The organism is Sphingobacterium sp. HMA12, assembly GCF_002933815.1.
Lineage (GTDB): Bacteria > Bacteroidota > Bacteroidia > Sphingobacteriales > Sphingobacteriaceae > Sphingobacterium.
This window is the reverse complement of record NZ_BEYR01000001.1, coordinates 1,015,669-1,039,115: the sequence shown is the minus strand read 5'-3', so window position 1 is coordinate 1,039,115 and position 23,447 is coordinate 1,015,669. Positions and strand designations below refer to the sequence as shown.

The following is a 23,447-nucleotide window of genomic DNA, read 5'->3' as shown; positions in this document are numbered from 1 at the left end:
ACTTTAAATTTAAGCAATTCGCTGCCACTGATTGAGCCACGTTTGATATTTGCCAACCCTTATTTGCGATTCGTTTTGAAGCCGCCTTTATTCGCTCAGTACGAAGCTAGCTTATAATCCTTCTGAAGCCCGTCGTTTTCGATACATAAGCTCTGGATTTGAGTAACTCTCTAGTAAGGGATGCCTCGTTGACAGAAAAATCGTTGCCGTGTAATATAACTCCATCAGCATTTATCATACGGCCTTCCTCTACGATACAGAGATCGCCAACAACAATTTCCCGTGTTGGAATTATTATATCTATTACTGGGCCCTTGCTTCATTTACTTCGTCCTTACTCTTCGAGCTGAACAATCGCTTTATGGTTATTATTCTGATCTCGAACATATTCATCAGTACAAATTTGTAATCTGAGCAAATATCTTACATCTTTACAGCTACTGAGCTGATTTTACGATCAAACATAACCGGCTTTTCACTACCGTCCAGTAGAACGCCTATACCTTGAATCTGACCATCCACATCGCTAAAAAAATTAAACAGCAGATTACTCGGTTCTGTATCAGCCACCCCATTCTTATCTACAGACCGTGGGTCAAAAACGTCATAATGCCGGTGAATAAGAATAACCTTTTCATAACCGAGCTCACTGTATAAGTTCTTATCCTTAAGGCTTATTTGGATAATTCCATATGCAGAATTTTCAAAAGAACCAGTATAATCTCTTAAGGGATGAGAAGGTTTGGTCGATGGAACGGGCAACTTTTCTTCTTCTTTTTTAACATGACGCGAAGAGTCGATTTCAGCTTTCTTTTCTCCATTCCAATCAATTGGCTCCAATCCAAGAAGTCTATCCGCAATTGAGTTTCTTACCACCGTGGGAACCTTAGATACATTTTGATTGGTTAATACTACGATTCCCAATGTATCAGCTGGAAAAAAGGCAACGTTTGCAGAAAATCCATTAATATTACCACCATGTTCTACTTGATAGTGTCCCCTGTATGAGCCAATCATCCAGCCTAAACCATAATTGGAAAGGAAGACATCTTTATGTTTGTCCGGCAAAGCTGCATCCATCACCATTTGTGAACTTGCAGCTTCTTTTATATAATTCTCCGGGAGTATCTCTTTACCATTGAAATACCCGCCGTTGAGCCAGACTTTGAGCCAATTAGACATGTCATTAACACTGCTATTTATGCTCCCTGCCGGCCCCATACCATTAATATTATAATAGTCAATCTGTTTTATTTCCCCGTCTTTAGACAGTGTATAGGGCAAAGAAACATCGCTGTCCTGCTGGAACGCTAAGATATTGGTATTGGAACGGGTCATCTGTAAGGGTGTAAAAAACTTTTCTTGGATATTTTGCTCCCATGTTTTGCCACTCAATCGCTCAACAATCATTCCTTGTGCCAAGTACATAAAATTATTGTAGAACCATTGCATTCGCAGGCCCGAACTCGGTTTCATGTATCTAACTCTTGTGATCAGACTATCCCGATTCTTGCTGTTGAACAGAAACCAAGATAAATCATAGCGGGACAATCCTGTCCTATGTGCCATTAGATCTCTAACAACAATTTGATTATTCATTTCGTCATTGTAAAACCGCAACGTTGGCAGCAAAGTGATTGCTCTGTCCTCAAATGTTAGTTTGCCATCCGCTCTCAGCAAACCTAATAATGAGGCAGTAAAAGCTTTGGAGCTTGAACCGATAGCAAAGAGCGTATTCGGGGTAACGGGTTTTTTATTGACAAGATCGCGATAGCCAAATCCTTTGTTATAAATCACCTTATTGCCTTTTACAACTGCGACGGCAAAACCTGCCACAACATGATCTTTTAAAACTTGGCCAAGTACAGAATCAATAGCTACAAATGGATCTTTCACCTTGTTTATTTTCCCAACTTGAGAAAATAGCGAAAGAGAAAACCAAGAGCAAAAAATACAGGTTAAAAGGACTTTCATATGAAATTGGATTTTTATACGAATCTACTTATTCACCCTGATCTCCGCAAGCACCAAATTCATCAATAAAATGCACAACATCCGGCATTTTTCAACAGCCTAACAAAATTACTTTACCAGTGGGTTATTTCTTCCCGTAATAGGGATTACTTAGCATAGCATTAAGGAAGATAGAAATACTTTTATTGCCGGTTTTTAGCGACCCGTCTATTTATTAAAATTAAAAGTAATCCGATAAACACAAAAACCAAAGCGACAATCAGGCTATTTGTCAGTACCTGGTTTACTCCCAATACTGAGACATCAACAAAGGGGTATGGATAAAATCCAGAAAATGAGCCATGCCACAACGTATATAATAGATAAAAGAGAGGATAAAGTAACCAGCTAAAAACAGATCGCCATTGTAGAACAGCCTTATCTAGCGAGTGCCACCAATAAATTAAAACCAATATAGGAATAATGGAATGAAGCATTTCGTCAACAAGCCTGGTTATCCCCACCGGTTGCCACAGGTAGCGAAGAACAGTATTGTACACGAGTCCGACAATCAGAATATATAATGTTACCGCTGTAATTACTGCTGGTTTGGCAAAAAATCGGCCGATGATATTGTTCGGAAAGAATACGGCACTGCTGCAGCAAATTGCGACCATTAAATTCGTCAAAATGGTAAAATAACTAAAAAATCGAACAACCAAATCAGCAATCGAAATCGTAGCACTAGTGATACTGATCAAAAACTGCGCGATAATCGCAATCCAACTTAAAAGTGCGATAAAAACTACAAGGCTTTCCTTGGGTAAAATCATCCTATCCATTTACTCTACTAAAAATAGGCAATTTATTAAACAAAGTCCAACCTAATTTTACAAAGCATGCTTCACAAGCATGAAGGCATACTATCGCTCCTTCCAAAGGAAATATAGCTATAATGCTGGGCTCCTCGTGACAATTTCGTAAATTCAATGATTAGAAAACTTCAATTCATTGCGTATCTAGATTAATATCACCTATGTCCAAGATAAACGTATCAATAACGATCATTTTTTTCTTTTTGATAAGGACCGCTTCGGGCCAAGCAAACAAGGAATTTGCTGTTGGCTATGCTGACAGCTATGATAATCTTCCTACGATTCATTTTAAAACAGTTACGGAAAAAGATTATAAAAAGGCGAGTGCAGTAAATCAGCTTACCCGGCCCATTCCCACTATCGATAGGAACAACATCATTATTCCTACCGGAAATGGGAAGGTCAAGCTGCAAAAATATGACGATTCTCCAAATCAGCTGGATGGATTCCGTGGGTGGCAATACAAAGGCTATTTTCCCGTGCTAAAATGCTACGCTCTGGTCAGCCATAGTGTTTCGGAACATTTAGATTTCAGTGACATGGTATTGATAGACAGCAATAGTGCAGTAAAAAATATAATTATTTCGGTCGGCGATGCTGCTGTGGAACTCCCCGTTCCCTCACCTAACGGCCGCTTTGTGGCTTACTATTACAATTATGACTATGAACGCAATAGCTGTTTTATAGGGCTTCTCAAAGTACAGGATGGAGGGGATCAAAAAAAGTGTCGTCTTTCTGAGCTCATGAGCTTTCAAACCAAGGATTGGGCCGTCGACGATATCAGGTGGCTAGATGATAATTCCTTTATCGTAAAAGCCTATACCATGCAGGGCCAAGGCGATCAAAAAAAGAAGCAGTTTATTTACTACCTGACAAAGCTACATACCGTCGTAAAACAGAACGATTGAAGCAGGAATCATACCCTTTACAGTTTGTCCCCTTTTCTATTTTGCTTTCTCGTATCTGTGGCTTGAAGTATTGTCTGTTCCTGCAAGGAAAACGAACACCCAGCCCCACCTGTTCTGTAGTCTATCGAGATGCAGTTGATTATCTTGACCAATCCACAATTGAAACTGATTATTTTTGATCTGTCCGTATATCAGTGGTATGGGTATAATAATCCGTTTATGCCTAGAAACGAAATAATTGTCCTTGAGTTTTCCTTCAAGCACGATGCTCTTCCTTACTGTATCCCCCAGCAGCCAGGTCGCCTCGATCTGGTTCTTTCCCAGTGTGCTAAGTCTGATTTTGGCATTCTTGAAATCGAGCAGATCAATTTTATCCTGTAAGATCAGCTGGTTCCAAAGAGAAGAAAATTCAGCATCTTCCTGTTGACTAGCCACATTATTATAAATACCGTCGAAAGCCTGCAACTCAGAAATTTCAAGCATACCCTCCTTTCTAGTCTGCTTCAAAGAGGCGCATCCAGATAAATTGAAAATAACGCAAAGGAATATTATTCCTACAACCGTCTTTCCTGCCGGTACGCTTTGTTTCACTGTCATTGTTGTACGGTTTATATCACCTAAATATAACCATAATTCTCCATATATTATTTTCCAGACAGCCGTACAGTGTGCGTAGTATGGCATCGATAATCTCGATTTAAAATGCCTCAAGCCCCATCACATTGATCTTTCGCAATGGGTTACCATTCAGATCGACTTCTCTAAGCAGGGAAAATGATCTCAGATCAATTGATGCCCATTTATTTACGTTGATCCGTATGTCTACCAAAGCGTCAAGACTATCTGATCGCACTTGGATTTTTACGCTATGCGAAGATAAACTCGCGGATAAAAAGTAAGATTCATTTATCTGATATACTATTTTTTTTATTTGATCTTTTGCGGTTTCAAAATGTTTTTTACATTTGCATAACTGGTTATATAATTACTTATACTATTGTGGAACTATTTGAAAAAACTGGAAAAATAGCCTTAGGTAGCAGATTACGCTATATGGCATCAAATGTAACGGAGGAAGCGGCAAGGTTACACGAACTCTACCAGATTGATTTTGCACCGAAGTGGTTCCCCGTTTTCTTTATTCTTTCGGAAGGCAATTGCAAAACCATAACGGATATCGCAAACGAGATCGGTCACTCCCAGCCTTCTGTGACTAAAATTGTCAAGGAGATGATCAGTGCCGGGCTGGTCGAAGATAATCTACGCTCAGCAGACAAACGACAAAATATGGTTGGATTGACCGAGAATGGTAAAGTGCTTTGGGAACGAATGCGGATCCAATGCATCGATATCGATCATGCCATTGATGGTATCATCCAAGAAGCTACCCACAATCTTTGGGAAGCTTTAGCGGAATGGGAATTCCTTTTGGAACAAAAATCGTTATTGAAGCGTGTGGAGGAACAGAAGAAAATTCGTGAAAGTAAGGATGTGAGGGTTGTTCCCTATGAGGCTGAGTATCGCCACGCATTTAAATCCTTAAACGAGGAATGGATCTCGACTTATTTTGAAATGGAAGAAACCGATCATAAAGCGCTGGAAAATCCCGAAGCGTATATTATAGCAAAAGGGGGAAAAATTCTCGTAGCTCTTTATAATAATGAGCCATTGGGCGTCTGTTCACTCATCAAGATGGATCATCCTGAATTTGATTATGAATTGGCAAAAATGGCAGTTTCCCCAAAAGCACAAGGTAAAAGTATAGGAACTATACTAGGTCGCGCGATTATTGAGGAGGCCAAAAATCTAGGTGCTTCGAAATTATATCTGGAGAGCAATACCATCCTAAAGCCAGCGATCAATCTATATTATAAATTGGGGTTTCAAAAAATTACAGGCTATCCAAGTCCTTATCAGCGCTGTAATATCCAAATGGAACTTGACCTTCGAAACAGCTAGGCAAGAAAGACATTGCTAAAAACTTAAAGCTTCGAAGCTTCCTGTAATGGGAAGCTTTTATTATTTAAATTATTTTTTAAATAAAAGGTGATACTTTGACCATAATTGGTACATTGTTATAAAAGATAAATATATGCAAGGTGTTAGTAATTCAAATCGAGCAATGAGGCGACAGGCACTTTTTATGGATCTCTATAAAAGTGCGTTTCCTGTGGTGGCCAAATATGTCAGCCGTATGGGTGGAGACTTTGACCAAGCGAAGGATGTATTTCAAGATGCTTTGGTCATTTATTACGAAAAGGTCATCTTAAGTCCCACGGCATTAAAAAATGATATCGGTTACCTTATCGGCACAGCTAGGAATCTGTGGTTAAAACGTTATTACCAAACGAACCTATATCTTCCATTAGACCATATCGAGATTCCTTCAGCCGATGAAGAGTATCCATCCAGCAGACGGCTGTTACGATTTTTGGAAACTGCAGGGCGCAAATGTATGAATTTATTAAAAAGCTTTTATTATGATCACCTATCACTCCAGGAGATCGCAGATGAATTCGGCTATTCAGGAACACGGAGTGCTACTGTTCAAAAATATAAATGCCTGGAGAAAATAAGAGAAACCATCAGAGAAAAATCCCTAGTGTATGATGACTTCATGGAATGAGACAAAACAGATAGAAAATCAGATCCTGGGAACAGCAGATCCTGGCGAAGCACTGCTATTTGATGCACAATTGTTGCTTGACAATGAATTGGCTGATAAAGTAATCACACAGCAAAAAGCTTACGAAATCGTAAAACAATTTGGTCGCAAACAATTGAAAAAAGAAATTGAAGCAATACAGCAGGCACTGTTTACACAACCCAAATATATCGGTTTTAGCCAAAAAATAAGGCGGCTATTCAAAAAAACATAAATCTAAAAAATCATGAATATTGATAAAAATGAGTTCTGCAAATTTGCGGCCGGGCACTGCTATGTCCCAAAGGATCGGGTAGAAAACTACTTAAGCAGCGTTGAACGCACTAATATCCCTTTAGCGATGACGCCCTACATTACCGAGGAACGCGAATTAAGGGTATCGCAAATGGATGTATTTTCCAGATTAATGATGGACCGTATTATATTTATGGGGGCACCTGTCGAATCCAATATCGCCAACATTGTACAGGCTCAACTATTATTTCTGCAATCCGTCGATCCCAAAAAAGATATACACATGTATATCAATTCCCCCGGAGGCGAAGTTTATGCGGGGCTCGGCATCTATGATACAATGCAATTAATCAGTCCTGACGTCGCGACTATCTGTACGGGTATGGCACTCTCCTTTGGTGCAATCTTATTATGTGGTGGTGCTGCGGGCAAGCGGAGTGCCCTGGCACATGCACGGGTCATGTTACATCAGCCTTTAGGGGGTGTCCAAGGGCAAGCCTCGGACATTGAAATTACGGCCACTCAGGTTTTGAAAATAAAAAAAGAACTTTATGACATTATCGTCAAACATAGCGGACAAGCTTATCAGAAGGTACATGATGTCAGCGATAGAGACCATTGGATGGTTGCGGCTGAGGCAAAAGAATTCGGCATAATCGATGAAGTGCTTACCTAAGCGCCAATAGGTTAAAGGTGATAGATAATCGCTATTGATAATAGGATATCAATAGCGATTGTGGTTTGTTTAGCTTTAATAAACATCAGCTATCTATCTTTTCTACTTTTTTCCTGAATACCAAAAATTCGACAACTGTGCATATTAAATAAACTATTGAAAAGAGCAGCAGTAGCCTTAGCGGCGGAAATATGATATCATATCGATAATAGTCGATCAAAACCTCACCTCCCAGAACAAGAACGCTGAAGAAGGGTATCGCCGAAAATGTCAAGAAAGACAAAAAATAATTATCCCTGATTTTTTTAATTTGGTTGAGAAAAAATGATAGGGAACTAAAAACGATTGCAACAAGGTATACCGCCGATAAACCCAAGTTTATCAATAGATCCAATATACTGATGAACCTTTCAAAAAGGGTATTATCAGCAGAGTTTAGCTCATTAATAACAATTCTGTACAGAACAGATAAGGTTATGCTTATCAGAATATTGACCAGCCAAAATCGAAAGATAGTTTTTTTCATATTGTATACATGTGCGACCTGTTATTATTTAACAGATTAATTTTAACTCGGTTCAGTTTCGTCCCCTAACCCAAAGATCTTATCTTGCAAATTTAAGCTGTATACTATTGGATTTCAGCAGATTTCATTTCCTGTTACTTTTCCCCTACTGTTTTCACAGAAATGCAGTATAACAACTAGAAACAGCAATGATAACATGTTTTTCATGCGCTCTGCTATTGAACAGTTTATTAATCACCTATCAGTGCATGCATATTTCTTAATCTTTATATCCAAACCATAAGTTCAACTTAAATCTAGTGGTTTTTTTGACATAGATAAACTTGGATTTTATATTCGAAAGTCCTTGTTTACAATTCGTTTTAATAGAATAATTATTCGACATGTAGAAATGGTTTTAAAAATCGCATAATTATAGATGAAGGGATATACTAAATTTATAAATATCACTACAGCAAAAACCTTTGTACCCAAACTAGACTGTAATCTTCCTTCACCAAACGTTGGATTCCCTTACCTATCGGCAGCAGGCCTGCCTATCGCTTCCAATAGCGCAAATGCTCCCCTATCGGACAAATAAAAAGCCCAGCTAAGAATAGCTGGGCCAGTAAAGCATGTGACAAACAATTTTTACTATATAATGACTTAGTTAAAATTTATAGGCCAAGTTTACTCGAAAGCCTTGCGGGTTTACTACACGCCATCCATAATGGGTATATCCCCAAGCTCCGGGATAAAACCCAACATAATTATACCGGTTGGTCACATTATTGACCAATAATGCAATGTGATAATTATTTTTTTGATAAGATGCACCCAAGTCTATAGAAAACAGGTCATCAGGAAGGTATTTATGATCTTGGACAACAGGCCAAGTTGCACGCTTGGCCTGATATTCGTAGCCAGCTGAGAATCCAAGTCCCTCTAAATGACCCGCTGTCACTGTATATTTGATCCACGCATTGCTAATATGTCGGGCAGTACCGTATAACATTCCGCCTATTTTTTTTGGATCTTTATCTTTTGTTACCGTGGCGTCAGTGTAAGCGTAATTGAAGACGACGTTCCAGTTTTTGTTAATCAGTCCATTGACGTCTAATTCAATTCCTTTGGATGTTGCTTCACCCGACTGTTCAAATTTACCGGGATTGTCAACACCGGCAGCGTTGAGCATATTGGTCTTTGTTAAATGATAAGCCGTTAAATTGGTCATTAACCTATTCTGAAACCAGGTTTTCTTCACACCAATCTCTTTATTCTTTCCATAGGACGGATCTGCCGCTCCCCCGTCCAAAAGCAATCCAGCTTGTTCCTGAAATGTTTCATCATACAAAGCATAGACAGTAAAGGTAGGTGTTAACAAGCCGGTTACACTAAAGCGAGGTGTAAATGCTTCGTTCTTAACTTCGTTGCCATTATTAGCAATGGATACCTTCTTTGTTGCTGTATAGCGTAGACCAGCAGCGATCCTAAGTCTATCCTGCAGAAAACGAACTTCATCTTGTATGTGCACAGAACTGTACGAATAATCCGATAAATAGTTGGCCCCACGTTCCCGTAAGGATTTGGAGCGGTCATACACCGGTAACATATTTTTGGTTAAATTCCCGTAAACGGGATTATAGATATTAAAGATCACCTCTCCCTTGGCATTGACTGGCAGTTTTTTGCTTACATCGGTAATGCTACCCGCAACAGACCAATCCGCCACGTAGAACTTCTTGCCCATATCCAACCCTGCAAGAATATTGTGACTGACCTCGCCAGTTTTGAACTTCCCGCGTGTAAATACCTGTCCCACGGTTGATGTGTTTAATGCATCATTGATGCTAACATTACGCGTTACATCACCTTTTTTAATACCATCAGCTCCATCTTTTAACGCAATTGCATTGTAATTCGCATACAAAGAGGCTCCTTCCATTTCAGAGCGTACATAACCAAACTGTGCTGTCAGTAGCCAATCCTCATTAAAATTATGGTTGATCGTTCCATAAACATTGTGCTCCCAGGATTTGGTCGGATCCATAATGGGATCATTAAATGAAAAATTCTTCTTTAACTCCTTAAAACCGTCTATACCATAGACATATTTCGAAAACCCGCCTTCAAAATTATTTTGAGAGAGAATGTATTCAACGATTACATTGGTATTTTCACTCGCATTATACTTAAAAGATGGATTCAAAACAAACTGTTCGTGATTTACATTTTGTTGAAAATTACCTTTCTTAGTTCCCATTAGATTAAACCGTCCCAAAAACTTTCCATCGTTGCTCAGCCGCTGGTCAATATCAACAGCAGCACGCAATAGATTATAGCTTCCTAAAGTCATCTGCGCGATTTTTTGATTCGTTCCCGATGGTTTTTTGGTCACAATATTATAGAAACCTCCAGGCTGTGTATTACCCATCATAAATCCCGCCGGACCTTTCACGAATTCAACGCGTTCCACAAAGGCCATATCCTCCCGTAGCGGACCAAAACTACCGCTTACATCCATCCCATTACGCAGGTTGGAGGCCTGAAATCCCCGTACAGCGATACCTACACTCCCCTCTTCCTGATGTGTAATGGTCCGCACGCCACTCACATTCCGGGATAGCCCTTCCGCAGTGGTCAAGATCATTTGATCATTGAGTAAACGCTGGTCGATTACCTGAATGTTCTGCGGAGTCACCAAAAGATTTTCGCCGAGACGCAAGGTCGAAGATGGTATAGTCGTTCTATTGGCCACAACATTCGCTGTTGATAACACATAGGACTTTGTACTATCCACCTTTGTGGAGTCAACTACAAGCTTTATTTTATTTTCCCCTTTTTCCGGTTTACCGCTCTGTGCCAAGGCCACAGTCGGCAAAACTAGGATGCTCCAGAGAATACTTTTCTTCAACATACTCTATTTAGAATTAATATAATTAAATTTACGCCACAAATTTAGAGCACATTGACCCAATCGAATTTCGAATTCGGGAGAAAAACATTAGAATATGGGAGTAATTAAAACAAATCGAGAACTGATGGCCGAAGTACTGCGCTTTTATGATCAGGATGAGGATGACCAAACGATAAAACATCTAGACTCTCCTTTAGGAAGTTTCACGACAACCTATATCTACAACAGTCAAGAGTTTATCATTAGGGATTACGCCTATATTTACGCACAGGACATTACGCTGACGTACAAAACCTCTACAAAAAACTATATTCAAATTGCCTTTTTCCTCAACCAACAGGTGTTAAAAGATAGTATTAACAACAAAAGCAATAACTATTTGCCTCAGCACAATTATATTTATTTCACCCCTTCAGAATCGGATGTAGAAATATTCTTCAAGAAAAATATTGCCTATCGCAATTTCGACATCTATGTGGAATCAGACTATTTTCACCAGTTTATTGCAGAAACGCAACTTGTAGATTCTTTTATAGATGAAGTTGATAAGAATAACTTTGTTCGTTTGGTTGAAGAAGGCATTCCCGTCAGTCCACAAATGCTTCACATTCTTCAGGAGATGAAGTCCTGTAATAAAACGGGTATCCTGCGACAGTACTTTATGAAAGGTAAAATAATGACCCTCCTCCAATTGTTATTTGAATGGATCGATCATGAAAAGAAACAATCGAACATGGGAAGCAGTTACCGAGAAGCTGATGCCAATATATTTTATGCGATTCAAGATTTTATTGTACAGAATACCAGAGAATTCTATACAATCGAACAGCTAGCTATTAAATTTGGAATCAATCAATACAAACTGAAAAAGGGATTTAAGGAGATATCAGGTATGGGACTCTTCCAATTTGCGACGAAAGTACATATTCAGGAAGCAATCTCTCTGTTAAAAACAACCGATCTATCCATTAAAGAAATAGCATTCAGGACAGGATATTCTTCTCCTTCATCTTTTTCTGTGGCCTTCAAGAAGCTTTGTGGCATAGCTCCAAATCAACTTCGAAAAAAATCGGAAGCAGTACCTACACAATGAGGTCTCTCCATGAAAAAAATTGATTCATTAAAAGATAAACCTTATCTACAATCCGACTAAGATTCATTTATAGTACTTACATCGTTCAAAAAATAGCTGCTATTTGTTCAAGGAAAGAAATTTGCTGCATATTGATTTTCTTCTTGGCTTCTTCCATCGTAAACCAGGCGCCTCTGTCTATTTCTGGATAGGTCTGTATCCGGCCCGATTTTGGTGGCCATTCGATCTGAAAATCGTTACTGATAAGACTATCAGGATCAATGTCCCCCTCAACAGCCCAGCAATGGACTATTTTCCCACCTTTTTGCTTAATGGGATCTAATCGTATAAAACTTCCGCTGGGCAAATAACCGGTTTCCTCCAAAAACTCTCTTGTAGCTGCCTCAAGTTCACTTTCATCATCCGCCACCTCCCCCTTGGGCACCGTCCACCATCCTTCGTCTTTTTTCGCAAAAAAGGGGCCGCCAGGATGAACCAGAAAAAAAGAAATTCCTTTTTCCTGAAATTTATACAGTAATATTCCGGCACTGAATCTTCTTTTTGTCATCTGAATAAGCGTATTATAAGCAACGCTTTATAATTATAACTAATTTTCAATTTTAAGAATGCTGTTCCTTATTTTACACAAATATTCGGCTTAATCTTCTTCCAAATAGATATTGTGAACGACAAACCTAACATTTTTGCTAAATAATAGCATATCATCTACATCCTCAGCATCTATGGCATAAAGCGTATCTACCTCACCTCCATCCAAAAGCTCAGCATCGGGTATCAGCTCAAAAAAAGTGATCCCCTCAATTGTAGATAGTTCCTCAACCTTAATATAGGATACTCCTTGATTTTTCCAGATGGACAAAATCGCATCGGAAAATAATTGATAAGTATTTGTTTGCATTGACATGTTGCAAATTAGCAAAAAATTAGCTCCAAAGGAACTTTGTCTCTCTTCAAGCTGCGGGTTTCGGGAAATTATCGTTTTATCATGCAAAATCTTTACAAGTTCGTGCTTACCTTATGTTAAAACTTCATCCAGGCCATCTGCATATCGCTAGTAACTCAACGGCCAACTTTCTAGCCAAAACAGTACGCACCTGGCAAACAAACACTACAGAATACCCGAGATCATAAACTGGTCACAATTGAACAACGAATGTCTAGAATTGCACACTGTCCCTTACATAAATCGGAGCACAGATAGTCCGTCCTCCGATTTATACAATATGATTACTACTGAAAACAAATTTAATCCCTTAACAACGTAATATCTTGAGCTGGCGCAGGTAAATTAAGATTTGTAATTTCCGCATAAACAGATGGATCAACTTTAAAACCCCATTTTTTAAAGAAATCCGAAAGATCCTTCTGCGCGATCTGACAAGTTGAGAGCATAAAATACCGCATTTTCTCTGCGTCAGTGGAAACAGCCGGTCGGTTTTCCCGCGTGTTTTTACTTAAATTAATATAGAGGTTATCTCCAAACGCCAGCCATAATTGATGAAACATAATCATCTTTAAGTCGTTATCTCCTGAATTAAAATCGCGATCGGCTATGTTTTTTTGAAAGTAAGTATCCAATTTTGGCCAGGAATTATTTGCGGTGATGCGGCTCACAGGTAGACCAAAACCACGTTCGCTAGCTAAAGAATAGACATTGACGGTTGTTTCAGTTAAATTCCCCCAGGTCCAGGCTTTTTGCTGATAGGTATGCCCTACTTCATGCCAGATTCCCCAACCATTCGTATTGGACAGATATTTAGGCTGAAGCATTCTATATGATAAAGATTCTGTATAATAGATCGAAATACCGGCTGCCATATATCCTCCGGCTGAAGAATCTCTAACGGTAATTAAATGTTTGTTATAAGGGATTGCATGTACACCGGTTGCTCCACTCAATCCACTGATATAATTCGAAAATCCAATAATAGAATCTAATCTGCTCACGATGAGCTGTTGATCTTCATTTTTATAAAGGAGAGCTTCGTCCATATTCGCGACCATAATTGTACGGTCAGAAGAGAATATAACATCTGGGGCTGTATTTTTTAGCGAATCTAGAGTCGCTAGCCATTGCTCATGCGTTGTTTTCCCTTTCTGGAAGTAGGGGACTGGAATAAAACCGTTTCCAAAGCTAATTTCGATCTCCCCAGCAGTTGTATAATTGTTGGCTGTATAGATCAGGTAAACTAAGCCGCCATATTCATCAACTGTGAACGACTGCGTTCCAGCCTGGAGATTAAAATACTGTCTTACAGGCCGAATATTATCTCTGAAAGGTGTACCTATTGCCAAACGAGGAACGGTAGTCCCAGAATGAACGTTTACATTCAAGGTGATCGTACTATTGGGAGCTACATAAAATCCTGTTGCCTGCATATCATTGTGATTTGCCCTGAATTGCATCCGATCCACTTCCGTGGACGCTGATGGTGTAATTTTAAAAATCTGAATACTGTCTGCAACAGCCAAATCCATAGGAGCTGGATCTCGGGAAACTGGATCCATCCAACTCCCCTCTCTTTTACAGGATGAAAATACGGTAATCAAACAGAGCGCAATGCCATAAATGATGTTTTTTCTCATTGGTTTTTGAAATTTAGTTTATGAATTGAATTAATTATTTTGTTAGCCCAGATTCCCTACAGATTCTTTTTTCAAATCGGATTCAACAGCAGATAACTGTTCTAAACACAAATTGCCATCATACGAGGTGTCAGCAATTCAACTTTCAGCAGTTATAATACTGTTCTATAACATATACCAATATAGCTGAAAATACACTAAAAAATTTCAGCAAACGATTGCGCAATTAACGAAAACGTTACAGTGTACAACGAACACCATAAACAAAAAAATCAATAGTTTTAAATATTAAATACAAGATAACTTCGTTTAAAACTTAGTTGGATAAATTTTTCCGAAAACCTGTTTGCGTTCCGTTAACGTGAAATGTCTAAAACACTGAAAGCTCCCTTCTATTACAGCTATTAGTAGACGCAGACTTGACTGATTATCCTGCAACAAATCAATTGACTGACATACTAGATTTAAACACGATAATCCATATCTCAAAAAGATCGAAATGGGATTAAGATTAAAGCAACATTTGGGGTCTGTCTAAATTTTAGAAAGGCGCTAAATGTTTTTAAAAATTTACTATATATTTATGTATCTAAAATTTATACATGTTAGAAAATTTCGCATTCTATCTTTTTTTGGTCCTACTGATCACCATGCTTATTATGCTGGCAAAAAAAATTCGGGTTGCCTATCCTGTTTTACTTGTCGTAGCCGGGCTTCTAATAAGTTTTATTCCGGGAGTACCGCCCATAAAAATAGAACCTGAATTAATATTTATTATTTTTCTGCCACCCCTACTCTATGAAGCGGCCTGGTCCACGTCTTGGAAAGAACTATGGCGATGGCGCAGAATTATTTTTAGTTTTGCTTTTGTCGTCGTGTTTTTCACCGCATTATCGGTAGCGATTTTCGCGAATTATTTTATCCCTGGATTTTCTTTGGCCTTAGGTTTTTTATTGGGGGGAATTGTCTCTCCTCCTGACGCAGTAAGTGCAGGTGCAATTTTGAAATTTGTAAAAGTGCCGAAAAGATTGGCTTCCATTCTTGAAGGAGAGAGTTTGCTGAATGATGCTTCTTCGTTAATAATTTTCCGTTTTGCGATGATTGCAGCCGCAACGGGACAATTTGTCTGGTACGAAGCGGCAGGGAACTTTGTGTGGATGTGTGTAGGCGGCGTTGGCATAGGAATTACAATGGCCTATATTTTCCTTAAAATGCACAAGATATTACCTACCGATCCAAATACAGATATATTATTGACTTTTATTGCGCCCTTCTCCATGTATTTGATCACGGAAGAACTTCACGCTTCTGGAGTCTTGGCGGTAGTAAGCGGTGGCTTGTTTCTATCTTATCGAAGTCACGACTTTTTGAGTAGTGCATCCAGAATACGTACTGTAACGGTTTGGGAAAGCTTTTGTTTTCTGCTTAACGGAATTGTTTTCATGCTTATCGGTTTGGATCTACCCGAAATTGTTAATGGATTGGGCGACACTGATATTTATACGGCGATAGGTTATGGTCTGGCGGTTACTGCTGTATTGATTATTGTACGGATTTTTGCTGGTTATGCGGCAGTAATTACCACATTAATTATGAGAAATTTCATCACAGTGGCGGATGCGGAGTCTCCGGGTTGGAAAACTCCTATGATCATTGGTTGGACCGGAATGCGGGGTGTGGTTTCTTTGGCCGCCGCACTTTCAATCCCCTTGACTTTAGCTGACGGTACACCTTTTCCACAAAGAAATCTGATCCTCTTTATCACATTTGTCACCATTCTTTTAACATTACTTGTCCAAGGACTTACCCTCCCCTTTTTATTGAAAAAATTCCCACTTGTAGACCGGGATTTCGTGAGAACAGAAAAGGAAATAGATTACGAAATTCAAAACAAGCTTGCTCAGGTAGCTGTGGATAAAATACGTCAGGATTATGCAGACAAAGTAGACAGCTTCCCCACATTGAAGGACCAATTGCAGAAATATGAAAATCAATTGATGAGTTCGGAAATCATCATTAATTACGCTGAATATCGAAAAATCTATATTGACATTCTGGAAACTCAACGGGTATGGCTGATCAATAAAAATCGTGAAGAGCTTTTGCTTGATGAGGAAATTATACGAAAACACTTACGTCTGCTTGACCTGCAGGAAGAAAGAATGAATATGAAAAGCTAGAAAGTTAACATCCTAAACTCTTTTCGCAAGCTGGCACAAAAGCTTGCACTATATTTATTTTTTTATCAAAAAATATCGCGGAGCATAAAAATGCAATAAAAGTATTATATAGAGAAGGCAATAGCCATCAATGAAAGTTTATAGCAAGTACTTTCCGCTTGAAAGAAAAGAGAAGGACAATATTGGATGGTACCATTGAAACAATATTTGGAACAAAGATCTTATAGACTATCTATCAAATGCCAGCCCAATAGCAGGCCAATAATGAGAAAGCAGGCTGACATCAAAACAATACCATAGGACCCATAGGTAAAACTTTCCTCTTCAATTTGTTTGGCCACTCTCCTATACTTGATGTAAGCCAAGACCACAGTAATAGAACCAATAATAACAATCGAAATACCAACAATCCCCGAATACTCATGTTCAATATCCATCGTCATTTTTGAATTGAGCATTAATGTCACCTGTTGGATAAAAAGGGAAAACTTAACGACGACAAAACCAAAGCCCATGATGCCCAAACTCGTAGTTATCCAGGCTAAAAATGTACGCTCGTTGGCCAAATGATCATTGATTTTTTTAGAATTATTCTTTTCCATTATATCTTAATAAAATACATTTTAAAGGCTCTTCATGGGGCCCTTGATGTAATCCCGTAGATAAACCATCAGCCGGCACATATTGTTTAGACTAAGATTGAAATAAATTACTGTGGCAAATACTATTTTCAGCAATAGAATAAATTTCTTTACTCGGGGAAAAATACCTGGTCAAAAGTTTTTTTTGCGGCAAATACAGTTCACTATACGGATTAGACATTTGAAAACTACGGATATGTCATAAATACGGGCTTTTAGGTACAGCTTTTGATTTACGAAAGTAAAAAAAAACACCACCTTAATCATAATACTTAACATGGAAAATATAGATCAAAAAGCAAAAAAAATGGGATTAGAAAAGGGATATTATTTATTATTGATGGCTATTTTGGATATCCCTGTTGATAACGATAAAGAAGACAGCAAAAAAGCCTAAATTTATGAGAAGAATCGCTATTATAAGTACCTATCCACCCCAGGAATGTGGATTGGCAACTTTCACAAAAGATCTTAAACGAGGCATGAGCGCGGACCGGGATACCATCATTGATGTGATTGCAGTATCCAGAACATGCGTTGAAGAATTTGATCCATCTGTGCGCTTTGTTATTGACAAGGAAAGATTGGATAGCTATATTCAAGCTGCTCATATTATCAATGAAGAATATAACTATTGTATTATTCAACATGAGTATGGTATATTTGGCGGTGCTGATGGTGTATTTATTAATCAGCTTGCCAATAATTTAAATATACCATTGCTAACGATCTTTCATACCATATTGCAATCGCCCTCATTACGTCAAAAGGAGATTATGGAATCGCTTTTAAGAAAATCGCAGGCTGTGGTATCCTTATCGCCCAAAGGAAGGGAATTGTTAATGGAATTGTTTCCTTTGATTGACGATAAAAAAATTAAAGTAATTCCGCATGGCGTGCCACAATTTGATTACAATCAAGGATTAGCAAAATATAGATTAGGTTTTCAAGATAATTTTGTGATGATGACTTTCGGCTTAATTGGTCGGAGCAAAGGACTTGAATATGCAATCCGCTCCTTGGAAGGACTGGATTTAGCAAATTTCAAATACCTGATCGTAGGTAAAACACATCCGAATGTTCTGGCTCACGAAGGTGAATCCTATCGTTTTGAATTACAAAGCTTAGTGGCTCAGTTGAAATTACAGGATAAAATAGTTTTTGTAGATGAATTTTTAAGTGACGAACAACTGAAAGAATACTTAACAGCTTGTGATATCTATTTATCTCCCTATCAACATGAACAGCAAATCAGTAGCGGGACATTATCTTTTGCTGTCGGTGCAGGTGCGGCGGTCATTTCGACACCATATTGGCATGCAACAGATCTCTTGACAGACGAGCGGGGAATTCTTACTCCCTTCAACGATATTCAAACAATGAGTGAGAATATCCAATTGCTTTATCAATCTCGAAGACTACTTGCTTGGCATCGTTTCAAAGCCCGTAGTTATGGGGAACAGACAACATGGAAAAGGGTTGCAAAGATATATCTTGAGGTCTTATCCACGCTAACAACGCCGATACGATCCTTAGTACATTACAAGAATTACCGTTCTTTTGATTTAAAACAGGAAGCATAAGGAATCACGTCTCTCCAATTAGAGAGACGTTTCTTTTTTATATTATGGTAATTTCGATCTAGTCTGATTTTTTAGAGCAAAGTAAAATGCCCGAAGTGCCTTGGTGACGTAAATCGATTGCGCATCCTGAGCTTTGGTGTTTACATCTAGTTCCACTTTTTCACTATGCACAATCTTTTCTTGGTAAGCGATTGAAAAAAAAGCGTATAATTTCCCCCTTGACTCGGGTACAATAGTCGCATAACCCGTTGTCGCAATTCCCCATTCCGTATGAAATAAAGACGCTATCCTCACGGCCATTTGTTCAGCGATAAGCGGTGATACACAGTCACACTTGTGGGCTTCCTCTGCATCGACATCCAATAGACGGATTTTTTCCTCTAGCGTGTATGCTGTCATTCCTCCGCCATAGACATCCATCGCATTTTCCATTTGTGCACAAGCAAACTGTAGCAGGCCAGTAGTAACGCTTTCTGCTACTGCTAAACGTTCATGATGAATCAGAAGCACGTTCCTAATTTGTTTAAGTTGCTGCGCCTCTAAAAATTGTATTTTGTTCATAGCCTTTAGATTTACGTTCCCAGAAGTGCATCATCCTATTTCGTTGTTTCTTTAAAACTGTTATTATAAGACAGAATATACGCTGATCATAGGTGTATCTACCATTAGGGATTTCAAGGCTAAAAGAATTTCATTATTATACAGCTCGGTTGATAAAAATGCTTGTGCATCTTCAGCCGTATCAAAAACGTGTAGTAATTGGATATAGCCATTTCCAATCAACAACTCTATCGAAGTTGCGCCTTTTACCTGATCAAGAAACGAGTCTCGAAATTTGTCATATATGCCTGATACAGCACCTTTATCGCTATTATTAATTTTTAAAGTTATTTGTAAATAAGCTTTTGCCATCGTATTCGTTTTTATACTGATTAAATTTTCTTCCAACGGTAATCTTTAACAGCCGAACAACAGCTAACAGAACATTGTTTGTTTTTATTCCAAAACAATCTTTAAACGGCTATTGTTATTAGTAAAAAATACATCAAAATTATGGGAAATTTATTATACATTATCGCCGTTATTTTAGTAATCATTTGGGCAATTAGTTTTTTTGGAGGCTACGCGACAGGAAATATTATCCACACATTGTTGGTCATTGCAATTATAGTGGTATTGTTGCGAGTCATCCGTGGGGCGGCCTAAACGATTGTTTTCACAAAAGCGTAGCTCTTTCTTTATGAAAGAATAGAAAAATAGCACAGAGTAGGAATTTAAAACATTCCTACTCTGTGCTATCAAAACGCTAAATAATAATTTTAAAATTTTTGTCCGTTGCCAGTAAAACAATGCTAAGAATACACATCATTAATGAATTGTAAAAATGATGGTATTCCCCATGAGCCATATGTGCCGTAAAAGCGCCGATTGCAAATGGAAATAAAAGTAAAATCCCTACAGTTTTGATTTCGGGTTTGTATAAACCAATCAGAAGAAGTAAAACACCCAGCAACTCGCCTACTCCGATGCCTAGTGTCCAGGTTTTATTAAAACCTAAAGAATCCATGCTTTGCATCATGGACTGTTTCTGAAAAACTTTGAATAATGAGGCATATCCAAATACATACAGGTAATAGGCATAACTGAACCAATGAACGATAAATTTTATAGTTTCCATTTTATACTTTATGAGATGAGCTACAAATTTCTTTATTAAATTGCATGAATAACAGTACGCACGAAATTGTATGATACGAACAGAAAAGTAAGTATGAATAACAGAAAAGAAAACTCCACCAACATGATCAATGAAAGCTACTGGAAAGATCATTGTGGCATTGCCTTTACTTTATCTGCTATTGGGGGAAGATGGAAAATAAATATTCTTTCTTATCTCCTGCATGAAGGCAAATTACGTTATAGTGAACTGCGAAAAAGGCTCGTCGGTATTTCAGAGCGTATGCTTATCGCTAAACTGAAGGAACTTGAACAGGACAAACTGGTCAACCGTATTGTCTATCAACAAGTCCCCCCGAAGGTTGAATATGAGCTAACAGCATTGGGGCGCTCTTTGGAAAAGATTTTAATCCTTATGGATGAATGGGGTGAAACAAATATGTAAAATAGAGTTCCTGCATTTGAATTTGCAGGGACTCTATTTTGATGTTGTTATTCCAGATCACAGGTCACAGCTTTCATATGACTGTGGGCATTAATTTTTGGAAAGTGCATAAAGCGCAAAAGTACCCAACCAATGGGAGCCCATATAGTCGTCTTTGGAAGTAATATTGGGCAATGAATATTTCAGATGTTTATTGGCTAAACCATGCAGATGATTTAGCTCAGGAAGTGCCTTTGCAATACCATTTAGACAAGTCGCCCGGCTAAAATTTAATCCATCCAAATGAACCAAATGTCCGTCGGTACGGTCTTTTACAATACCAGGTTCCAAGTTAAAGTCAGGATTGAAAAGTTCCGGAAGAAAGTCCTTCAGCCATTTTCGATATTCATCCTGTCTTAAAACCATACTCATGCAAAGTGCCTCCTCAAGACAGGGTGAAAGGAAGTCGCTGCCGCTAGGCTCAAAGGAGATATTACAATTTTTGTCGTGGTCGTATAGCCTCACAGCATTGGTCATTAATGATTTTTCGAAAGCAACATGATTTGTTCCCCGCGCATAATCCAATGCCAGCGATAGGCCAAAAGCGGAATTATCGTGATAACCGGTTCGAATCGGATAAACCAATTTTGGTAAATATTCCTGATAGGCTTTCATGATATGTTTTGCCATCGGATCGAGAATTTTTGCCCAACGCTCCGCATCGGGATCTTTCCAGGTTAGTAGTTCTTTTTGCAATTGTAACAACCAGGCCCAACCATAGGTGCGCTCAAAGTTTTTATTATTCTTGTCCTGAAAGAAAGCTAATTCAGTTGCCGCATTTTCTGCAGTGATATTCCGGTCCAGCTGTTTCCGAATTACGCCAGACTTGTCCAAGTTAGGAAATTGCTTTAAAATTCGTACGATTGACCAATAACCATGGACTGAGGAATGCCAGTCAAAACAACCGTAGAAAATCGGATGTAATGTGCGCGGCCCCTTCAAATCCTGATCACTTCCGAGTACTTGTCCCAATTTGTTAGGATATTCAATTTCAATACAATGCAATGGTAATGTAAGCAAATGTCTTGCTTGGGCACTATCCAATTGTATCGGGGCATTATTTGTACTATTATTTACCTTGATCTCTGCGTTATTGTGGCAAGAAATAGCCAATACTGAACTACAAATCAGTCCTATTATTCTTTTCATTTTTTTAAGTTTTTATTCCATCTATCAGGATGAGGTTTATTTGAAGTTTATAATCCACTGCTATATTAATCTTTGACTGAGGCCTCTTGAAGCAGCTGTTCGACTAAGATTGGAACCCCCACGGTTGCTGCTTCTTCAAAACACGTTATCCGACCCAATGTTGTACTGTTGGGAATCTGCTTGTCGATCAAAAAAGACCGGCAATAATGAGGCGCAAATTGTCGCAGCCCAGCTGCAGGATAAACCTGTAAGGAAGTTCCGATAATCATGAGGATATCTGCTCTTGAAACATAGGACATTGCCCGTTCAATCTCCGGAACAGCTTCCCCAAACCACACGATATTCGGTCGCAGTTGACTTCCTTTTTCGCAGAGATCTCCCATTTTTATTTCTTCGCTCTCTATCGGGTAAATCAGACGATCGTCAATAGAAGACTTGGATTGGTCCAATCGACCATGTAAATGTATAATCTTTGTAGAGCCAGCCTGCTCATGCAACAAATCGACATTTTGTGTAACGATCGTGACCTGATAGGCCGATTCCAACTGGCGTAACGCGAGATGCGCAGCATTCGGCCTTGCGGCCAGCGCCGCCTTTCGTCTAAGGTTGTAAAATTCCTGAACAAGCGCTGGATTTCTCTTCCATCCTTCAATAGAGGCTACAGCCATCACATCATGTCCTTCCCATAGTCCATTTGCATCCCTAAAAGTAGGTATCCCACTTTCGGCAGAAATCCCTGCTCCTGTCAGTACGACGATATTTTTCTTTTCCATGTGCTTGCTTAGTGCCTAAAAATAAATAAATCTTACGAATCTAGTGGGTTCGGAAGGATAACTTTTTAAACAAGAAACGAGTCCACTACTCGTTTATCAATTTAGTGGCATAGTTATTAGGAAGCTCCAGCCGAATAGAATCTTTGCTGGCGGCGGCCTTCCGGTTCATCTCATCGAAAGAACGCTGGTAATAAACAAACGCCTTATTGGGTATATGCAGATCTTTTGCCTGTTTTACAGCAAAATCATAACGGTTATCCGACAGCTTCACATGTTTATAAATACGATAGGTTACAATTTGAATCTGTACTTTGTCAAACTTAGGTATCGTTTTCAAATCAGCCGGCTCATGAAAGTATTTCTCATTGAAATACATAAATTCGTCTGAATTGGCCAGCACCTCCAGATTTATTTTTCCCTCAACGACTTTATTCGTAAGCGAATCTGCACGTTGTCGTTCCATTTTATTTCCATCTCCGGCAGTACAGGAAACACATAGTGCGACCACAGATAGGGATGCAAGAAAAGTATGCAATAGACTCATCCGC

The 23,447-nt window shown here is 38.7% G+C and carries 27 protein-coding genes; 11 read left to right on the top strand and 16 right to left on the bottom strand.

All coding sequences use genetic code 11. The features are described 5' to 3' along the window. Window positions 1-106: 106 nt before the first annotated feature. The 3 genes from HMAT_RS27675 to HMAT_RS04285 all read right to left on the bottom strand — a co-directional run bounded on the left by HMAT_RS27675 (window position 107) and on the right by HMAT_RS04285 (window position 2,795). A complete protein-coding gene (locus tag HMAT_RS27675; RefSeq protein WP_371412034.1) occupies window positions 107-292 on the bottom strand; it encodes a hypothetical protein in 186 nt (61 codons plus the stop codon). 131 nt (window positions 293-423) lie between these two features. Beyond that, window positions 424-1,896, bottom strand: a complete 1,473-nt coding sequence (locus HMAT_RS04290; RefSeq protein WP_233789102.1) for a serine hydrolase — start codon at window positions 1,894-1,896, stop codon at window positions 424-426. Window positions 1,897-2,156: 260 nt separating this feature from the next. Next, on the bottom strand, window positions 2,157-2,795 hold the full coding sequence (locus HMAT_RS04285) for a Pr6Pr family membrane protein (RefSeq protein WP_104381559.1): 639 nt from the start codon (window positions 2,793-2,795) through the stop codon (window positions 2,157-2,159). A 194-nt stretch (window positions 2,796-2,989) separates the two neighbouring features. Between HMAT_RS04285 and HMAT_RS04280 the strand changes: the two genes are divergently transcribed. Then, window positions 2,990-3,736: a hypothetical protein gene (locus HMAT_RS04280; protein WP_233789101.1), complete on the top strand. Its 747-nt coding sequence runs from the start codon at window positions 2,990-2,992 to the stop codon at window positions 3,734-3,736. 36 nt (window positions 3,737-3,772) lie between these two features. Here HMAT_RS04280 and HMAT_RS04275 read toward each other — a convergent pair whose 3' ends face one another. Both HMAT_RS04275 and HMAT_RS26935 read right to left on the bottom strand, forming a co-directional pair. After that, window positions 3,773-4,333, bottom strand: coding sequence for a hypothetical protein (locus HMAT_RS04275; RefSeq protein WP_158655609.1), 561 nt, complete (start codon window positions 4,331-4,333; stop codon window positions 3,773-3,775). A 100-nt stretch (window positions 4,334-4,433) separates the two neighbouring features. Further along, on the bottom strand, window positions 4,434-4,589 hold the full coding sequence (locus HMAT_RS26935) for a hypothetical protein (protein ID WP_158655608.1): 156 nt from the start codon (window positions 4,587-4,589) through the stop codon (window positions 4,434-4,436). A 146-nt stretch (window positions 4,590-4,735) separates the two neighbouring features. Here HMAT_RS26935 and HMAT_RS04270 point away from each other — a divergent pair, with 146 nt between their 5' ends. The 5 genes from HMAT_RS04270 to HMAT_RS26930 all read left to right on the top strand — a co-directional run bounded on the left by HMAT_RS04270 (window position 4,736) and on the right by HMAT_RS26930 (window position 8,417). Next, entirely contained in the window at window positions 4,736-5,695 is a 960-nt protein-coding gene (locus HMAT_RS04270) for a helix-turn-helix domain-containing GNAT family N-acetyltransferase (RefSeq protein ID WP_104381557.1), read from the top strand. Window positions 5,696-5,828: 133 nt separating this feature from the next. Beyond that, window positions 5,829-6,362 carry an RNA polymerase sigma factor gene (locus tag HMAT_RS04265; RefSeq protein WP_104381556.1) on the top strand — a complete coding sequence of 178 codons (534 nt, stop codon included), beginning with the start codon at window positions 5,829-5,831 and terminating at the stop codon, window positions 6,360-6,362. Then, entirely contained in the window at window positions 6,343-6,615 is a 273-nt protein-coding gene (locus HMAT_RS04260) for a hypothetical protein (RefSeq protein WP_158655607.1), read from the top strand. The genes HMAT_RS04265 and HMAT_RS04260 overlap by 20 nt, the downstream gene beginning before the upstream one ends. Window positions 6,616-6,627: 12 nt before the next feature. Next, complete coding sequence (locus HMAT_RS04255) at window positions 6,628-7,311, top strand: ClpP family protease (protein ID WP_104381554.1); 684 nt, start codon at window positions 6,628-6,630, stop codon at window positions 7,309-7,311. A gap of 944 nt (window positions 7,312-8,255) precedes the next feature. Then, on the top strand, window positions 8,256-8,417 hold the full coding sequence (locus HMAT_RS26930; RefSeq protein WP_158655606.1) for a hypothetical protein: 162 nt from the start codon (window positions 8,256-8,258) through the stop codon (window positions 8,415-8,417). 69 nt (window positions 8,418-8,486) lie between these two features. Here HMAT_RS26930 and HMAT_RS04245 read toward each other — a convergent pair whose 3' ends face one another. Then, on the bottom strand, window positions 8,487-10,733 hold the full coding sequence (locus HMAT_RS04245; protein WP_104381552.1) for a TonB-dependent siderophore receptor: 2,247 nt from the start codon (window positions 10,731-10,733) through the stop codon (window positions 8,487-8,489). A 94-nt stretch (window positions 10,734-10,827) separates the two neighbouring features. Here HMAT_RS04245 and HMAT_RS04240 point away from each other — a divergent pair, with 94 nt between their 5' ends. Then, window positions 10,828-11,826, top strand: a complete 999-nt coding sequence (locus tag HMAT_RS04240) for an AraC family transcriptional regulator (RefSeq protein WP_104381551.1) — start codon at window positions 10,828-10,830, stop codon at window positions 11,824-11,826. Between the two features lie 85 nt (window positions 11,827-11,911). Here the strand turns inward: HMAT_RS04240 and HMAT_RS04235 are convergent, their stop codons facing one another. The 3 genes from HMAT_RS04235 to HMAT_RS04225 all read right to left on the bottom strand — a co-directional run bounded on the left by HMAT_RS04235 (window position 11,912) and on the right by HMAT_RS04225 (window position 14,412). Further along, window positions 11,912-12,373 carry an NUDIX domain-containing protein gene (locus HMAT_RS04235; protein ID WP_104381550.1) on the bottom strand — a complete coding sequence of 154 codons (462 nt, stop codon included), beginning with the start codon at window positions 12,371-12,373 and terminating at the stop codon, window positions 11,912-11,914. Between the two features lie 90 nt (window positions 12,374-12,463). After that, window positions 12,464-12,730, bottom strand: coding sequence for a hypothetical protein (locus HMAT_RS04230; RefSeq protein ID WP_104381549.1), 267 nt, complete (start codon window positions 12,728-12,730; stop codon window positions 12,464-12,466). Between the two features lie 341 nt (window positions 12,731-13,071). After that, window positions 13,072-14,412 carry a M60 family metallopeptidase gene (locus HMAT_RS04225; protein WP_104381548.1) on the bottom strand — a complete coding sequence of 447 codons (1,341 nt, stop codon included), beginning with the start codon at window positions 14,410-14,412 and terminating at the stop codon, window positions 13,072-13,074. Window positions 14,413-15,014: 602 nt separating this feature from the next. Here HMAT_RS04225 and HMAT_RS04220 point away from each other — a divergent pair. Continuing rightward, complete coding sequence (locus tag HMAT_RS04220) at window positions 15,015-16,592, top strand: Na+/H+ antiporter (RefSeq protein ID WP_104381547.1); 1,578 nt, start codon at window positions 15,015-15,017, stop codon at window positions 16,590-16,592. Between the two features lie 221 nt (window positions 16,593-16,813). Here HMAT_RS04220 and HMAT_RS04215 read toward each other — a convergent pair whose 3' ends face one another. After that, window positions 16,814-17,194, bottom strand: coding sequence for a YidH family protein (locus HMAT_RS04215; protein WP_104381546.1), 381 nt, complete (start codon window positions 17,192-17,194; stop codon window positions 16,814-16,816). A 440-nt stretch (window positions 17,195-17,634) separates the two neighbouring features. Between HMAT_RS04215 and HMAT_RS04210 the strand changes: the two genes are divergently transcribed. Next, a complete protein-coding gene (locus HMAT_RS04210; RefSeq protein ID WP_104381545.1) occupies window positions 17,635-18,816 on the top strand; it encodes a glycosyltransferase in 1,182 nt (393 codons plus the stop codon). A 42-nt stretch (window positions 18,817-18,858) separates the two neighbouring features. On the opposite strand, the gene HMAT_RS04205 is transcribed toward HMAT_RS04210, so the two are convergent. Both HMAT_RS04205 and HMAT_RS04200 read right to left on the bottom strand, forming a co-directional pair. Further along, the gene (locus HMAT_RS04205; RefSeq protein WP_104381544.1) at window positions 18,859-19,377 is read right to left on the bottom strand and encodes a CinA family protein; all 519 of its coding nucleotides are present in this window, start codon (window positions 19,375-19,377) and stop codon (window positions 18,859-18,861) included. 63 nt (window positions 19,378-19,440) lie between these two features. Next, window positions 19,441-19,728, bottom strand: a complete 288-nt coding sequence (locus tag HMAT_RS04200) for a hypothetical protein (RefSeq protein WP_104381543.1) — start codon at window positions 19,726-19,728, stop codon at window positions 19,441-19,443. 141 nt (window positions 19,729-19,869) lie between these two features. Here HMAT_RS04200 and HMAT_RS04195 point away from each other — a divergent pair, with 141 nt between their 5' ends. Beyond that, window positions 19,870-20,022, top strand: coding sequence for a lmo0937 family membrane protein (locus HMAT_RS04195; protein ID WP_104381542.1), 153 nt, complete (start codon window positions 19,870-19,872; stop codon window positions 20,020-20,022). A gap of 100 nt (window positions 20,023-20,122) precedes the next feature. Here the strand turns inward: HMAT_RS04195 and HMAT_RS04190 are convergent, their stop codons facing one another. Beyond that, a complete protein-coding gene (locus HMAT_RS04190) occupies window positions 20,123-20,494 on the bottom strand; it encodes a DoxX family protein (protein WP_104381541.1) in 372 nt (123 codons plus the stop codon). 93 nt (window positions 20,495-20,587) lie between these two features. Here HMAT_RS04190 and HMAT_RS04185 point away from each other — a divergent pair, with 93 nt between their 5' ends. Next, window positions 20,588-20,938 (top strand): helix-turn-helix domain-containing protein, encoded by a 351-nt coding sequence (locus HMAT_RS04185; protein ID WP_104381540.1) that lies wholly within the window; start codon window positions 20,588-20,590, stop codon window positions 20,936-20,938. A gap of 90 nt (window positions 20,939-21,028) precedes the next feature. On the opposite strand, the gene HMAT_RS04180 is transcribed toward HMAT_RS04185, so the two are convergent. The 3 genes from HMAT_RS04180 to HMAT_RS04170 all read right to left on the bottom strand — a co-directional run bounded on the left by HMAT_RS04180 (window position 21,029) and on the right by HMAT_RS04170 (window position 23,443). After that, a complete protein-coding gene (locus tag HMAT_RS04180) occupies window positions 21,029-22,126 on the bottom strand; it encodes a DUF2891 domain-containing protein (protein ID WP_104381539.1) in 1,098 nt (365 codons plus the stop codon). A gap of 65 nt (window positions 22,127-22,191) precedes the next feature. Continuing rightward, a complete protein-coding gene (locus HMAT_RS04175; protein ID WP_104381538.1) occupies window positions 22,192-22,899 on the bottom strand; it encodes a Sir2 family NAD-dependent protein deacetylase in 708 nt (235 codons plus the stop codon). 85 nt (window positions 22,900-22,984) lie between these two features. Then, window positions 22,985-23,443, bottom strand: a complete 459-nt coding sequence (locus HMAT_RS04170) for a hypothetical protein (protein WP_104381537.1) — start codon at window positions 23,441-23,443, stop codon at window positions 22,985-22,987. Window positions 23,444-23,447: the final 4 nt, after the last annotated feature.